The sequence below is a fragment of the Actinomadura sp. DC4 genome, assembly GCF_030406325.1.
Lineage (GTDB): Bacteria > Actinomycetota > Actinomycetes > Streptosporangiales > Streptosporangiaceae > Actinoallomurus.
The window spans coordinates 60,686-74,679 of record NZ_JAUEQY010000004.1 but is presented as its reverse complement, the minus strand read 5'-3'; the positions used below and the strand labels follow the sequence as shown (position 1 = coordinate 74,679).

The following is a 13,994-nucleotide window of genomic DNA, read 5'->3' as shown; positions in this document are numbered from 1 at the left end:
GATCGGCCCGGTTTCCCCCCGTACGATGTCGGGGTGGTGGCGATGACAGGGCTCGAACCGGCAGCACCCCAGTCCCAGCGCGACAAGCGCCCGCCATCGTTGCGCCAGTGGCTGGCGCCGGCGATTCCGGGCAGCAGACTGATGGGGTGGATCGGCCCCCTCCTCGTGACGCTGTTCGCGGGTGTGCTGCGGTTCTACGAGGTGGCCAAGCCGCGGGCCGTGATCTTTGATGAGACTTACTACGCCAAAGACGCCTATGCCCTGCTGAAGTTCGGGTACGAGCGCAACACGGTCAAGGACGCCGACAAGCTCCTGCTCCAACACCCGCCGAACTACCACATCTGGGCCGACGGCGGCAGCTTCGTCGCCCACCCGCCCGCCGGCAAGTGGCTGATCGCCATCGGCGAGTGGACGTTCGGCATGAACCCCTTCGGCTGGCGGTTCTCCGCCGCGCTGATCGGCACGCTCTCGGTGCTGATCCTGGCCCGGGTGGCGCGGCGGATGACCCGCTCGACGCTGCTGGGCTCCGCCGCCGGCCTGCTGCTCGCGGTCGACGGCATGCACCTGGTGACGAGCCGTACCGCGATCCTGGACATCTTCGTGATGTTCTGGATCCTGGCCGGGTTCGCCTGCCTGGTGATCGACCGCGACAAGACCCGCGACGCTCTCGCGGCCAAGGTGCAGGCGACCGGCAACGACAGCGCACTCGGCCCGTTCGTCATGCACTGGTGGCGCCTCGCCGCCGGGCTCTGCCTGGGAACGGCCGTCGCGACCAAGTGGACCGGGATCTACTACATCGCGGCCTTCGGCCTCATGGTCGTCATCTGGGACATCGGCGCGCGGCGCGCGGCCGGAGTGCGCCAGCCGTACGCCGGCGGGTTCGTGCTCGACGCGATACCGGCGTTCTTCTCGATGGTGGTGCTGAGCGGCGTCACCTACCTCGCGTGGTGGAGCGGCTGGATCTTCAACGCGGGCGGCTGGGGGCGCGGCAAGGTCTCGGGCAACCCGATCACCGCGTTCGTCCAGGCGATGCCGCGGCTGTGGGAGTACCACCAGCAGATGTGGCACTTCCACACGACGCTCACGGTGAAGCACGACTACCAGTCCTGGCCGTGGAACTGGATGGTGCTGAAACGCCCGGTCGCGTTCTTCTACACCGAGCCGTCGGGCTGCGGCGCGAGCAAGTGCTCGCGTGAGGTCCTCGGCATCGGCACGCCCGCCATCTGGTGGGTCTCGATCATCACGTTGCTCGTCGTGGCCGGATGGTGGCTGGTGCAGCGCGACTGGCGGGCCGGCGCGACCCTCGCCGGTTTCCTGGCCGGGTGGCTGCCGTGGTTCTACTTCGGCTTCGACCATCGCACGATGTTCCTGTTCTACGCCACCCCGATGCTGCCGTTCATGGTCCTGTCGATCGTGCTGGTGATCGGCATGATCGTCGGCCCGGCCGACGCGCTGCCGGCCAGACGCGTCTTCGGCGCCGCCGCCGCCGGAGCGTACGTCCTCATCGTGCTGGCCAACTTCTACTACCTCTATCCCGTGCTCGCGGGCCAGATCATTCCCTATGACGCCTGGCACGCGCGGATGTGGTTCGACTCATGGATCTAGACGCCCGCACCCGCGTATGGCGCGCCGGAAAGCTGGAGAAGGAGAACTTCCCGGTGGCCGAGCTCAGCGACTATCTCGCCGAGCCCGACACGATCGTGTGGCTCGACCTGTGCGCCCCGGACGACGAGGGCCTGCGGGTCATCACCGAGGAGTTCGGCCTGGACCCGCTCGCGGTCGAGGACGCGGTCAGCCACCACGAGCGGCCGAAGCTCGACCGTTACGAGGACTACCTCTTCCTCAACGCCTACTCCGTGGAGCTGAGCGACGAGAACGGCCAGCTGACCACCCACGAGATCTCCGCCTTCATCACCGAACGCGCGCTGGTGACCGTACGCGGTGATGAGGACTTCGACACCGACGCGCTGGTGAAGCAGTGGGACGCATCCCCCGACCTGGCGAAACACGGTGTGTCCTACCTCCTGCACGGCCTGCTCGACCTCATCGTGGACGGCCACTTCGACACGGTGCAGTCACTGGACACCGCGATCGACGGCCTGGAGGAGCGGCTGTTCGCCGACGAGGTGCCCGGCCGCGACGCCCAGCACCGCTCCTACCGCCTGCGCAAGAGCCTCACCCTGCTGCGCCGGGTCGTGTTGCCGATGCGGGAGGTCGTCAACACACTCCTCCGCCGCGACCTGAAGGTCGTGCCGGAGGAGATGACGCCGTACTTCCAGGACGTCTACGACCATGTGCTGCGCGCCACGGAGTGGACGGAGAGCCTGCGCGACGTGGTGACGAGCCTGCAGGAGACCCGCATCGCCCTGCAGGGCAACCACCTGAACCAGGTGATGAAGAAACTGACCGGCTGGGCTGCCGTGATCGCGGTACCGACGGCGGTGACGGGCTTCTACGGGCAGAACGTCCCGTACCCGGGCTATGAGAAGCACTGGGGCTTCGTGGTCAGCGTCGTCATCCTGGTGGGCACCGCACTGGCCCTGTACGCCGTCTTCAAGAAACGCGACTGGCTCTAGAGTTCGTCGATCTCCGTGAGATCGATGTCGATGTCGAACGGAACCGTGAGCTCCAACCGGTCATGATGAATACCGGTGAGCGAGTACACCCTGGTCGCCGGATCCAGCTCATAGACGTGCACCGCCGGACGGTCCGCGACGTTCTCCACGCGCCACAAGTGCGGTATCCCGGCCTCGGCACAGAGCCGGGGCTTCCGCTCCCGATCGCGAACCGCCGAGTCCGGCGAGACCACCTCGGCCGCCAAGAGAACGTCCGCGGCCGCGTGGTCGGTCTGGTCGAGGCCGGTGACGGCTTCCTCCCGGACGACGAGCACGTCAGGCTCCGGCCGTTGCCGCTTCGCCAGAGTGACCGTCATCTCGCGGCGTACGCGAAGGCCGGGCGGGACATGGTCGCGGATGCCGAAGACCAGCAGGGAGACGGTGACCGTGTGGAAGGCGTTCTGCGGAGTTCGGAAGACCAGGGCGCCGTCGATCAGCTCGGTGTGCCGGGGTAGCCCCGGGATCCGGTCCAGGTCCCCGGCGGTGAGTCCGCCGGCCGGAGGTGTGAAGCTCGGGTGTTCCACCGGCGCGTCACGCATGTCACAAGCCTGCCATGCGCGCCGGCGGAGTCAGGCGAGATCGGCCGGGTCGGTGTTGGCGCCGCAGCAGATGACGGCGACGCGCTCGCCGGGTGAGGGTTCGTAGGCTCCCGTCAGCAGGACGGCGTAGGCCGCGGCCGTGCCGTGTTCGACCACCAGGTGATGGTCCGCCCACAGCGCTCGCCGGGCCTCGACCACATCCTCGTCGCTCACCAGCAGCGAGCGCACGCCCGTTCGGCGGGCCACCGCGAACGGGATCTCGCCCGCACGGCGGGCGCCCAGAGAGTCGGCGGCCACGCCCGACACCTCCGCGTCCACCGGTTCGCCCGCCGCCAGGGCCGCGTGGAACGACGGGCAGTTCTCCGGCTCGACCGCCACGACCCGCGCCCGGTCCTCCAGGGCCGCCGCGATGCCGGCCATCAGGCCTCCTCCGCCCACCGAGACGAGCACCGTGTCGACTCCACCGGTCTGTTCCTCCAGCTCCAGGGCCAGCGTCCCCTGGCCCGCGCACACCTCGGCCTGGTCGTACGGATGGCAGAAGAGCGCTCCGGAGTCGGCGGCGCGCTTCGTCGCGGCCTCGTACGCGTCGGCGTACTCGCGGCCGACCTGGCGTACGGACGCGCCCAGCGCGCGCAGGCGGGCGACCTTGAGCGCGGGGGCGGTCTCCGGGACGTACACCTCCGCGGGAACGCCCAGCTCGCGGGCCACGTACGCGACGGCGAGGCCCGCGTTGCCTCCCGACGCGGCGATCACGCCCGCCGAAGGGACGGCGCCCCGCGAGGACGCCTCCAGGACACGGTTGAAGGCCCCCCGCGCTTTGAAGGAACCGGTGTGCTGGAGCTGCTCCAGCTTCAGCCACAGCCCGTCCAGCCGTACGACGGGCGTCCGGAGCACCCGGGAACCGATCCTGGCCTGGGCCGCCTCGACGTCATCACGAGAGATCACCCATCCACGGTACCGGCCCGCGTAAGGACGTCGCCGCGATGGCCACCAGGGGAAAAATGACGAAGTCCAGTCATAACAATTGGGATGCGGGCTCTTTTGAAGAAAGAGCGTGGCACGCGATGCTGGTGCCGTGGCGGGCTCCGCGAAGGGCCGGAGCGCGGCCGAGCGGGTGGCCGCGCAACTGGTGACGTGGCCAGGTCTGGAGACCGGCCGTTCCTCCTGCGGTACCGGGCGGAGTTTCAGCTTCCACGGCGGTGAGATCCTTCATCTGCACACGGGCGAGGAAGCCGATCTGCGCCTTTCGCTCGGGTTCGTCGAGCGGTTGGACACGGTGCTCGCCGAGAGCGGCCAGGTCCTCGTACGGCACGGCGACGAATGGGTGACCGTCTTACTCGACACCGACACGGCGGGTGCCATCCTGATCAGCCTGACGAGTCTGGCGATCCGCGCGGCCGAGGAGCCGAAACCGCCCCGGCCGTGCACGTGGGAGCGCGATCGCCCGCGCGCGAGGCCGCGTGTCCCCTGGACCTGACACTCAGCGATCGACCAGCTCGAACATCCGCTCCCAGCGGTCGATGACCATGTCGGCGGAGAACCGCTGGACCGAGGAGCGCGCCTGACCGCCCAGCTTGGCGCGCAGGCCCTCGTCCCCCATCAGCCGCGCGAGCTCCTCGGCGAACGCCATCGTGTTGCCCGGCTGCACGATCAGCCCGTCGGACTCGTGGGTGATCAGCTCCCGTACTCCCGGCGCGCAGTCGAAGGCCACCGTCGGCAGCCCGTACGCCATCGCCTCCATGACCGACATCGGGAAGCCCTCCACCCGCGAGGACAGCGCGAAGATCGACGCCTCGTTCAGCGCGCCCTCGACGTCGGTGGTCATCCCTCTGAACTCCACGGTCCCGGTCAGGCCCAGCTCCTCGGCCTGCCGGTGCAGCGCCTCCTCCTCTGGCCCGGACCCGTACAGCCGCAGCCGCCAGTCCGGGAACCGCCCCGTGACCTCCGCCCACGCCTCCAGCATCATGTCCTGCCCCTTCTCGAAGGACAGCCGGCCGAGGAGTTCGACCACGGGCCGGGACAGGTCGGGGTAGGCCGACGGCGTGACGTGCAGCGGGTTCGGCATGAAGTCGGCGTTGGACATCTGGTCGCGGGCCCAGGAGTCGGCGTCGGCGGTGCTCAGCACGAGGAAGCGGTGCGTGTCCGCGAAGTAGCGCTTCACCCGCTCGTAGCGGGAGGAGGCCTTGGTCGCCTGGTACGACTCGTGGCTCATCCCGATGACCGGCATGCCCGCCGTGTCGGCCAGCGCCACCCACTCCATCGCCCAGACCTGCGCGGCGATGATCACACCGCCCGGCCGGGCCGCCCGGAACAGCCGGCTCAGCGTGGCCGCGCCCCGGTGCTGTGCCCAGCGACGCCGCGGCCCGCGGGGAGGCGGCGCGCCGTGCAGCACGGTCAGGTCGTACGGGAGGCCGCGGCCGTGATCGTGCGGCTCCTCGGCGTGCGTCACGCCGATCACGTGCACGCGGTGCCCCTGCCCCGCGAACAGCCGCCCGACGTGGTGCACCCATCGCTGCAGGCCGCCGAGCTCCTCGTGGTTGTTGCAGACGATGAAGATGTCACGCATCGCGCTCTCCGGTGAAGAAACGGTCGACGATCTGCTTCGCGGCGGTACCCCGGTCGTATTCCCCGTAGCGCTCGGCGAACCCCCGCCGCTGTTTCGCGTACGCGGCGGCGAGACCGTCGAGGTCGGCGAGGGTGCCGAAGAGTTCGTCCGGCTCGGTCACGACCGGGCCGGGCGCCTCCTGCCGCAGGTCGAAGTAGGTGCCGCGGGTGCGGGCGTAGTCCTCCAGGTCGGGGGCGAAGAAGACCATCGGGCGGTCGAGCAGGGCGTAGTCGAACATCAGGGAGGAGTAGTCGGTGACGAGCGCGTCCGCGAGGAGCAGTAGCGACGTGACGTCGTGGACCGCCGTGACGTCGCGGACGACGCCGCGCAGGCTCGGTGGCACCACCGCGCTGTTGAGGTAGTGCGGCCGCACGAGGAGGATGTGCGTCTCGCCGAGTTCGGCGGCGAACTCCTCCAGGTCGAAGGGCATCTCGAACCGCTTACCGGCCTTGCCGTTCGGACCGGCGCGGAAGGTCGGCGCGTACAGCACGACTCTGCGGCCGTCGAGCTGGAGCCGGGCGGACAGCTTCGCCGTGTCGGCGCCGTTGACCAGGGCGTCGTTGCGCGGATAGCCGCTGCGGATCAGCTCCGCGCGGACGCCGAGGCCCTTGGCCAGGGTGCGCGCGTCGTGCTCGGAACGGATCAGGAAGGCGTCGTAGCGGTCGACGGTCCGCTGGAAACGGGCACGCCGGCTCTTCGTGCTCCGTTTGACCTGCGGCTGGTCGAACCCCATCCGCTTGTACGCCGAGCCGTGCCAGGTCTGGATGTAGGTCGTCTGCGGGCGTTTGACCGCGTCCGGAGGAAAACCCTGGTTGTCCACCCAGTGGCCGGCGCGCGCCAGCGCCAGGTAGTACGGCCAGGAGCCGCGCCGGACCAGCTTGGCGCCCTCGGGGAAACCGTCCGGGTTCTTGGCGTAGGACCAGATCGCGGTGTACTTCGCGCCGGACCTGCGGAGTTCTTCGTAGATGTACTTCGGGCTGTCGGAGTACTGCTTGCCCAGGTGGCTCTCGAACACGATCGCGTCACGCCGGATCGGCAGCCGGACGAGCAGCCGGTTGTAGACGGCGAGTTTGGTCGTACGCCGGGTGAAGACGCCCCGCCACCGCCGCTCGGCGCGGAGCAGCGCCGTCCACCAGCGCCGGCCGCGCCCGGTGGCGGTGAGCCTCCGCAGCGCCGCGAGCGTGGCCCGCCCGACGCGGCCGTGCGCGACGAGCCGGAAGGCCATCTCGCCGCTTTCCGGGACGTACGCCTCGAAGTGGTCGCCGGCCAGGCGGGTCAGCCGCGGCCGTACCGGCACCGACAAGTCCATCGGGTCGTCGGCGAAGAGCCGGATGAACAGCTCCTCGCCGCCCGTTCTCAGCCGGAGGCGCAGGCCCCAGCTCTGGTCGACGAAGCCGAGCGGGCGCACGTCGCGCCCCGGCACGACCTCGGCGCTCCACCGCAGCCGGCCGGCCGCGGGCGTCACCTCGGCGGGGACGGCGAAGAACCGCCCGGTACGGCTGCGGTCGCGGAACTCCAGCCGGGCGCTGATCGGGGCGTCGGCGCGGATGCGGTTCAGCGGGTTGACGACGTCGCCGGTGAGCCGCAGGACGCGCCCGGCGCGCTCCATCCCGGTGACCCGGCCGCCCGGGTTCAGCGACTTCAGCGGCAGCGAGTGGATGCCGAGTTCGGTGACGTCGAGGACGCGGCGCCCCTCCTCGGTGTCGAGGTGGTCGGCGGACCAGTAGATACGGCCGTCGCGCTCGACGAGCGACGCGGTCAGCCGCGGCCGGCCCGTCTTGCCCTTCCCGGCGAAGTCCGCGCCGCTGATGGCGCCCTCGTAGTCGCCCCGGGCGACCATGAAACCGATGATCGCCTGGATCTCGTGGGCCTCGCCGTACGCCCGCGGGTCGATGGTCGCGAGGTACTCCCGCGCCAGGGAGAGGAACGCCTCGCGGTAGGCGCGGTCGCGGCTGCGCAGGCCGCGGACGTACAGCAGCAGGTCGTGGTTGAGGAACTTCACGTCTTTGGACAGCTTGAGGTCGCCGGCCTCGTACCGCGCGTACACCGCGTCGATGCGCCGGAAGATCTCCAATCGGTCGGAGAAGTTGCGCAGCTCGGCCCGCTGGTTGGTGATCGACCGCCGGTTCTCGTAGATCATCCAGTTGTAGACGCGGTGCGGGATGATCGCGATCTTGCGGGCGGCGAGGTAGGCCTGCGTGCTGAACAGCAGGTCCTCGTAGTGCAGGCGCTCCACGAACCGCAGGCCCTCGCGGTCGAGGAAGTCGCGGCGGTAGAGCTTGTTGGTCGACAGCGTGTCGTACAGCAGCTCGGGACGCTCCCGCACCGAGGCGTACACGCCCCGCTCGCGGTAGACGCCGCGGTACCAGGCCCGCTCCTCACCCTTGTCGGGGAAGACGCGCCAGCAGCAGCCGGAGACGAGTTCGGCCTCGTTCTCCTCCGCCGCGGCGACCAGGTTCCGGCAGGCGTGCCGGTCGAGCGTGTCGTCGCTGTCGAGGAACATCAGGTACGTGCCGTGCGCCTCGGCGATGCCGTCGTTGCGCGGCTGCCCGCAGCCGCCGGAGTTGGCCGTGCGGTGGATCACCCGGACGCGGGCGGGCTCGGCGGCGGCGAGCCCGTCGGCCACCGCGGCCGTGGCGTCAGTGCTGGCGTCGTCGACGATCACGGCCTCGACGTCGCGATGGGACTGGTCGAGCACGGAACGCACCGCGGCCGGCAGGCGATCGGCATCGTTGTACACGATGACGACCACGCTGACGTCTGTCATAGAGGAAACCCCTCGCGCTTTCCTTCAGGACGAAATGCCCGCATCAGACGGGTACGAACTCAGGTCATCGAACGATCGCGCCGGGGGGATCCTTAGGATCAGAGACGTGCCCCGTGAACACATCCTCATCGTGGAGGACGACGCCGTCATCGGCTCGGAGCTGCTGAAGGCCCTGTCCGCGAGCGGATACGACGCGAGCCTGGCCACGACCGGGCAGGCCGCGCAGACGGACGCCCGCAGGCATCCGCCGGATCTCATCCTCCTTGACCTGGGTCTTCCCGACATGGAGGGAGTCGAGCTGTGCCGGCGGCTGCGGGCCGACCTGCCGCAGACGGTGATCGTCGTGCTCACCGCGCGTACCGAGGAGTTCGAGGTCGTGGTGGCGCTGGACGCCGGGGCCGATGACTACCTGACCAAGCCGTTCCGGCTGACCGAGCTGGTCGCGCGGCTGCGCGCCCACCTGCGCCGCCGGGGCGCGGCGCCGGGCGACACCGTCGTCACGGTGGGCCGGGTGCGGCTCGACCTGCCCGCCCGGCGGGTGCACGCGGACGACACCGAGGTGGTGCTGCGGCCGAAGGAGTTCGACCTGCTGACCGCGCTGGTGACGCGCGCGGGCGAGGTCGTCTCCCGCGAGCAGCTCATGGACGAGGTCTGGGACGAGAACTGGTTCGGCCCGACGAAGACCCTTGACGTGCACGTCTCCACTCTCCGCCGCAAACTCGGGGCTCACGCGCACATCACCACCCTGCGCGGGCGTGGCTATCGCTACGAACGCGACGCCGCCGGGGAGGAATGAGCGGTCAGGAAGTTGGCTGATGGCGGCTACCGTATCCAGCCACCGGCAAAAGAAGGCTAAACGTGGGGGGTGCCGAACGCCGGATGATGAGGCGCCCGCCCTCCGCTTCGGCCAAGGAACGGGCAAGAGCGAGTCCGATGCCGTGCCCGTCCGCCGGCGCGCGGAAGACGTCGGCCCCCTCGGGGATCCCCGGACCCGTGTCCGCGACGTCGATGGCGATGCCGTTGCCGAGGTCGGTCGCGGACACCGTGACCGGCGGCCGCCCGTGGGTGGCGGCGTTGTCCAGCAGGACGTGCACGATCTGGCGTACGGCGGCGGCCGACGCCCGTACCTCGGGCAATCCGTCCGGGACGTGGACGGTCACGTCCGCGCGCGACCGGACCTCGTCGAGCAGGGCCGGCACGTCGAGGACGCCCCGGTCGGCGGCGCTGCCGCGGGACAGCCGGACGAGGTCCTCGATGATCTCCTGCAGGTGCTCGCCGCGCTCCAGCGCGGTGCGGATGACCGCCCGCGGGTCGTCCTCGGCCAGCCCCGCCTCCAGCCCCAGCAGCAGCCCGGTCAGCGGGGTGCGGAGCTGGTGGGAGACGTGCGCGCTGAAGTCGCGCTCCCGCTGGAGCACGCCGCCCAGCCGCCGGGCGGTCGCCTCCAGCGCGCGGCTCGCGGCGTCGGCCTCGCGTACGCCGACGGTCCTCGCCCGGATGCTGAAGTCTCCGCCGCCGAGGGCCTGCGCGTCGCGGGTCAGGCCTTCGAGCGGCGCGGCGAGACGGCCCGCCTGGCGCCGGGCGACCACGGCCGCGAGCCCGACGACGAGGACGGCGAGCGCCCCCATGAACAGCCACGCGCGTTCGGCCCGCGCGGTCACCTGCCGGTACGGCGTCGCGACCCGGATCACCGCGACGATCGACTCGTCCGAGGGCACGGGCGCGGACACGGTCAGCAGGCCGTGCTCGACCGACTCGTGCACCTCGCCGTCGGCGGCGCGGCCCGCGACCCTTGACCGCGTCGGCCCGCGGCCGGTGACCCGGCGCCCGTCCAGGGTGTAGACGCCGACGCTCAGCCGCCGCGCCACGCGGGTCACCTGCGGCACCGGTTTCGGCCGGCGCGCGATGTCGTCGGGGACGACGGCCGAGATCCGGGTCGCGTCGCGTTCGAGCGACACGATCGCCTCGTCGCGGTACAGCCGCTGCAGCGCGACCGCGAGCGGGATCGCGAACAGTACGACCGCCGACGCGGCCACGCCGACGATCGCGACCAGCACACGGCGTCTAAGAGGACGGCCCGCAGGGGGATTACCGGTCATCCGGACATTCTGCCCCTGATACGACGATGGCCGGACGCGGGGCCGAGGCCGGCCCCGCGTTCGGCGTACGTCAGTGGCAGATGTTCTTCAGCGACGACGCGCTGCCGGCCGACGCCGGCTTCTTGGTCGTGCCGGCGGCGGTCGTGGTCGACTTCCTGCTCGCCGTCGCGGTCGGGGTGGCCGCCGCGGGCGGCTTCGGCGCCACGCTGTTGGCGATGGCCCGCGTCGTCGCCCGGCGCATGACCGTGAGGCTCGGCTCGTAGACGTGGAAACCGACCAGCTTGCCCGGGTTGAACGGCGTGCTCTGGATGTCGGCGCCCTTCTTGACCGTGCTGGACAGCTTGATCAGGGCGGGCAGGAGCGCGGCCGGGATGTTGGTGGAGATGGTGTTCTTGGCCGCCTTCGCGAGCTTCTGGAAGTTCGTGACGACTTTCTGCGGGTCCGCCTGGTCCGCGATGTCCTTCATCAGGCACTTCTGCCGGTCCATGCGGTGGAAGTCGTCGTCCGCGTCGCGGGACCGGCCGTACCACAGGGCCTGGGAGCCGTTGAGGTGGTGGGTGCCGGCCGGGAGGTAACCCGTCGGCGGGCGCGTCTGGACACCGTTGACGATCTCGCCGCCGATCGGCAGGCGCTTCTCGATGTGCACCGTCACGCCGCCCATGGCGTTGACGATGTCCTTGAACCCGTCGAGGTTGACCAGGACGTAGTAGTCCATCTTAAGGCCGAGGAGGTAGCCGATGACGTCCTCGAGCAGGTGCGCGCCGCGCGTGCCCTTCTTGTAACCGGGCTCGAGTTCAGGGTGCTGCTCGCCCTGGATGTACAGCTCGTTGAGCAGGCCCACGCTGCCGGGGTGCTGGGGGTCCGGGGCGTCACCGGTGTAGCCGTAGGGCCACTTGGCGTGCAGCCGCGGCGGCACCGGGAACTTCTGCAGGCTGCGGGGCAGGCTGAGCAGCACGGTGTTGCCGGTCTTGGTGTCGATGCTGGCGACGGTCATGCTGTCGGTGCGGATGCCCGTACGGTCCTTGCCGCCGTCGCCGCCCAGCAACAGGACGTTGATCCGCGGCTTGTTCTTCCACGGGTTCGAGGCGTTCACCGCCGCCCCGGACTTGTCGTCGCCCGGGAAGATGCTGGAGAGGGTGTCGCGCAGGACGTACGTCGCGTTCGCCGCGTACACCAGCGGCGTGCAGATCATCAGCGCCATGATCACGACGAGCGCGCCCGAGACGACGCGCATCGCGGTCGGCAGGCCCGGGGGGCGCACGACCTGGAACGAGCGGATGACGATCAGCGCCCAGACGACCGCGAGGACGAGAATGCCCGCGATGATGACGTTGAGCCAGAAGCCCTGGACGACGAGCTGCTTCAGCTTCTCCTGGAACGCGAGCCCGGCGGTCGCAGCGCCAAAGATGATCACCGCGAGCAGCCCCATCAGGCTGAAGCCCACGGCGCGCCGGCCCGCCCAGATGTGCGCGACGCCCCAGACGAAGGACGAGGCGACGGTCAGTCCCAGGGCGCGCCAGAGTCCGGCGATCGGGATCGGCTCTCGCCGGCTCACCGCCCGCCCTCCGTCTAGACGCCGTGCCATGAAGTCTCCTGATCCTCTGCTCGTGGCGCTTCACGTCCCGGCTGAGGACGGCCTGCCACACCGTGCGGTATGCAAAGTGATTGAATAGACGCAGTCAGTAAGCCTTGGCGATGACTGATGGATCGTACCGCACGTATGACCCCACCTGCCGCGATTGCCCGGTAAGGCCCACTGCCAGCGCGAATACCGGGAAAAGAAAGCGTCATCGACCCGTAAAGCGTTCGACACATATCGAGAAAACGCCTTTCACCCGCAGGCCGTCGCCAGCGAGACCGCCTTGCTTTTCGGCTGGTCAGGACTTGGCGTCGCACTGCCGGAGACGCTCGGACTGCCGGAGGCGTCGGGGGCCGCGGAGGCGTCCGGGCTCGCCGAAGGCGTCGCCCCGCTCGCCTCGCTCGCCGCGATCGCCTTGGCCGCCGCCTTCCGCATCACCTCGGCGTCCGGCCGTACGACGTGGAACTGCGGCGGGACGTACATCAGGCTGCTGACCTGGGCGCCCTGCTTCATCGTCCCGGACAGCTTCACGAGCGCCGGCAGCATCGCGGCCGGGATGTTCGTGGAGATCGTCTTCTTGGCCGCCGAGGCCAGCTTCTGGAACTTCGTCAGCACCCGCTGCGGGTCGGCCTGCTCGGCGACGTCCTTCATCAGGCACTTCTGCCGGCCCATCCGGATGAAGTCGCTGCTCGACGTACGGGAGCGGCCGAACCACAGGGCCTGCTTCCCGCCCAGATGCCGGTTGCCGGCCTTCAGCACTCCCGTGGGCGCGCTGCCGTCCTCCGGCCCGCCGTACGGGATGTCCGCCGGGATGTGCACGTCGACCCCGCCCATCGCGTCGATGATGTCGGCGAAGCCGAAGAGGTTGACCAGGATGTAGTAGTCGATGGGCTGGCCGATGAGATAGGAGATCTCCTCGGCCACCAGCTGCGGCCCGCGACGGCCCTTGCCGTATCCGGGCATCAGCGACTTGTCGTTCTCGGCGTCCTGGAACAGCTCGTTCAGCAGTCCCTCGTCGCCGGCCGAGACGCCGGAGAACCCGTTCGGCCACCGTGAGCGCAGCCGCGGGATCACGGGAAAGAGCTGCAGGTTGCGCGGCAGGCTGAGCAGGACGGTGTCGCCGGTCTTGGTGTCGATGCTCGCGACCGTCATGCTGTCGGTCCGCACCCCGACGCGGTCGCCGGCGCCGTCGCCGCCCAGCAGCAGGATGTTGACCCGCGGCTTGTCCTTCCAGGGGTCGTCGACGTTCTTGACGACCGGCGGCGCGACGTTGTCGCTGTGGAAGATCGTGCCGATCGTGTCGCGCAGGGTGTAGGTGTCGCGGGCGGCCCACGCGAGCGGCGTGCAGACGCCGAGGACGAGTACGACGACCATCCCGGCGGCGAGCACCCGGGGCGCCCCGGCCAGCCCGTGCGGGCGGACGACGAGGTAGGACCGTACGACGATCGCGGCCCAGATCAGGGCGAGCACGAGGATGCCGATGGTGATGCCGGCCAGCCAGTCGCGCTCGACGGCGATCTGCTTCAGGTCCTCGCGGAAGTCCAGCACCACGATGATCGCGCCGCCGATGAGGAACGCGAGCAGGGTCATGAGCAGGAAGCCGGCGAGACGGCGGCCCGCGGCAAGGTGTGCCACACCCCACACGACCACCGACGCGGCGGTGAGACCGAGGGCGTGCCAGACAGAGCCCTCCGGCCGATGACCGGACTCGGCGTCCGCGTCGTCGTCACCGACGGACGCGGCCCCCGTGGCGCTCTGCCCCATCGATACTCCTCTGTCCCGGATTGGGAGCA

11 protein-coding genes are annotated in these 13,994 nt (G+C 70.1%); 4 read left to right on the top strand and 7 right to left on the bottom strand.

Annotated features, from left to right (window positions below; all coding sequences use genetic code 11):
* The first annotated feature begins 42 nt into the window (after positions 1–42).
* Positions 43–1,605, top strand: coding sequence for a phospholipid carrier-dependent glycosyltransferase (locus QWU11_RS07680; protein WP_290104677.1), 1,563 nt, complete (start codon positions 43–45; stop codon positions 1,603–1,605).
* Positions 1,596–2,576: a magnesium transporter CorA family protein gene (locus QWU11_RS07675; RefSeq protein ID WP_290104346.1), complete on the top strand. Its 981-nt coding sequence runs from the start codon at positions 1,596–1,598 to the stop codon at positions 2,574–2,576. The genes QWU11_RS07680 and QWU11_RS07675 overlap by 10 nt, the downstream gene beginning before the upstream one ends.
* Here QWU11_RS07675 and QWU11_RS07670 read toward each other — a convergent pair.
* Together QWU11_RS07670 and QWU11_RS07665 are read right to left on the bottom strand one after the other, a co-directional pair.
* Positions 2,573–3,154: a Uma2 family endonuclease gene (locus QWU11_RS07670; protein ID WP_290104345.1), complete on the bottom strand. Its 582-nt coding sequence runs from the start codon at positions 3,152–3,154 to the stop codon at positions 2,573–2,575. The genes QWU11_RS07675 and QWU11_RS07670 overlap by 4 nt on opposite strands.
* A gap of 30 nt (positions 3,155–3,184) precedes the next feature.
* Entirely contained in the window at positions 3,185–4,099 is a 915-nt protein-coding gene (locus QWU11_RS07665; protein ID WP_290104344.1) for a threonine/serine dehydratase, read from the bottom strand.
* A 130-nt stretch (positions 4,100–4,229) separates the two neighbouring features.
* On the opposite strand from QWU11_RS07665, the gene QWU11_RS07660 reads away from it, so the two are divergent.
* Positions 4,230–4,631 carry a luciferase family protein gene (locus QWU11_RS07660; RefSeq protein WP_290104343.1) on the top strand — a complete coding sequence of 134 codons (402 nt, stop codon included), beginning with the start codon at positions 4,230–4,232 and terminating at the stop codon, positions 4,629–4,631.
* Between the two features lie 3 nt (positions 4,632–4,634).
* Here QWU11_RS07660 and QWU11_RS07655 read toward each other — a convergent pair whose 3' ends face one another.
* On the bottom strand, positions 4,635–5,720 hold the full coding sequence (locus QWU11_RS07655; protein WP_290104342.1) for a glycosyltransferase: 1,086 nt from the start codon (positions 5,718–5,720) through the stop codon (positions 4,635–4,637).
* The gene (locus tag QWU11_RS07650; RefSeq protein WP_290104341.1) at positions 5,713–8,526 is read right to left on the bottom strand and encodes a bifunctional glycosyltransferase family 2 protein/CDP-glycerol:glycerophosphate glycerophosphotransferase; all 2,814 of its coding nucleotides are present in this window, start codon (positions 8,524–8,526) and stop codon (positions 5,713–5,715) included. Before QWU11_RS07650 ends, QWU11_RS07655 begins: the two co-directional genes overlap by 8 nt.
* Before the next feature lie 106 nt (positions 8,527–8,632).
* Here QWU11_RS07650 and QWU11_RS07645 point away from each other — a divergent pair, with 106 nt between their 5' ends.
* The gene (locus QWU11_RS07645) at positions 8,633–9,322 is read left to right on the top strand and encodes a response regulator transcription factor (protein ID WP_290104340.1); all 690 of its coding nucleotides are present in this window, start codon (positions 8,633–8,635) and stop codon (positions 9,320–9,322) included.
* Between the two features lie 4 nt (positions 9,323–9,326).
* On the opposite strand, the gene QWU11_RS07640 is transcribed toward QWU11_RS07645, so the two are convergent.
* The 3 genes from QWU11_RS07640 to QWU11_RS07630 form a co-directional block, all read right to left on the bottom strand.
* The gene (locus QWU11_RS07640) at positions 9,327–10,622 is read right to left on the bottom strand and encodes a HAMP domain-containing sensor histidine kinase (protein WP_290104339.1); all 1,296 of its coding nucleotides are present in this window, start codon (positions 10,620–10,622) and stop codon (positions 9,327–9,329) included.
* A gap of 70 nt (positions 10,623–10,692) precedes the next feature.
* Positions 10,693–12,207, bottom strand: a complete 1,515-nt coding sequence (locus QWU11_RS07635) for an LCP family protein (protein WP_290104338.1) — start codon at positions 12,205–12,207, stop codon at positions 10,693–10,695.
* Between the two features lie 246 nt (positions 12,208–12,453).
* Entirely contained in the window at positions 12,454–13,965 is a 1,512-nt protein-coding gene (locus QWU11_RS07630; RefSeq protein WP_290104337.1) for an LCP family protein, read from the bottom strand.
* Positions 13,966–13,994: the final 29 nt, after the last annotated feature.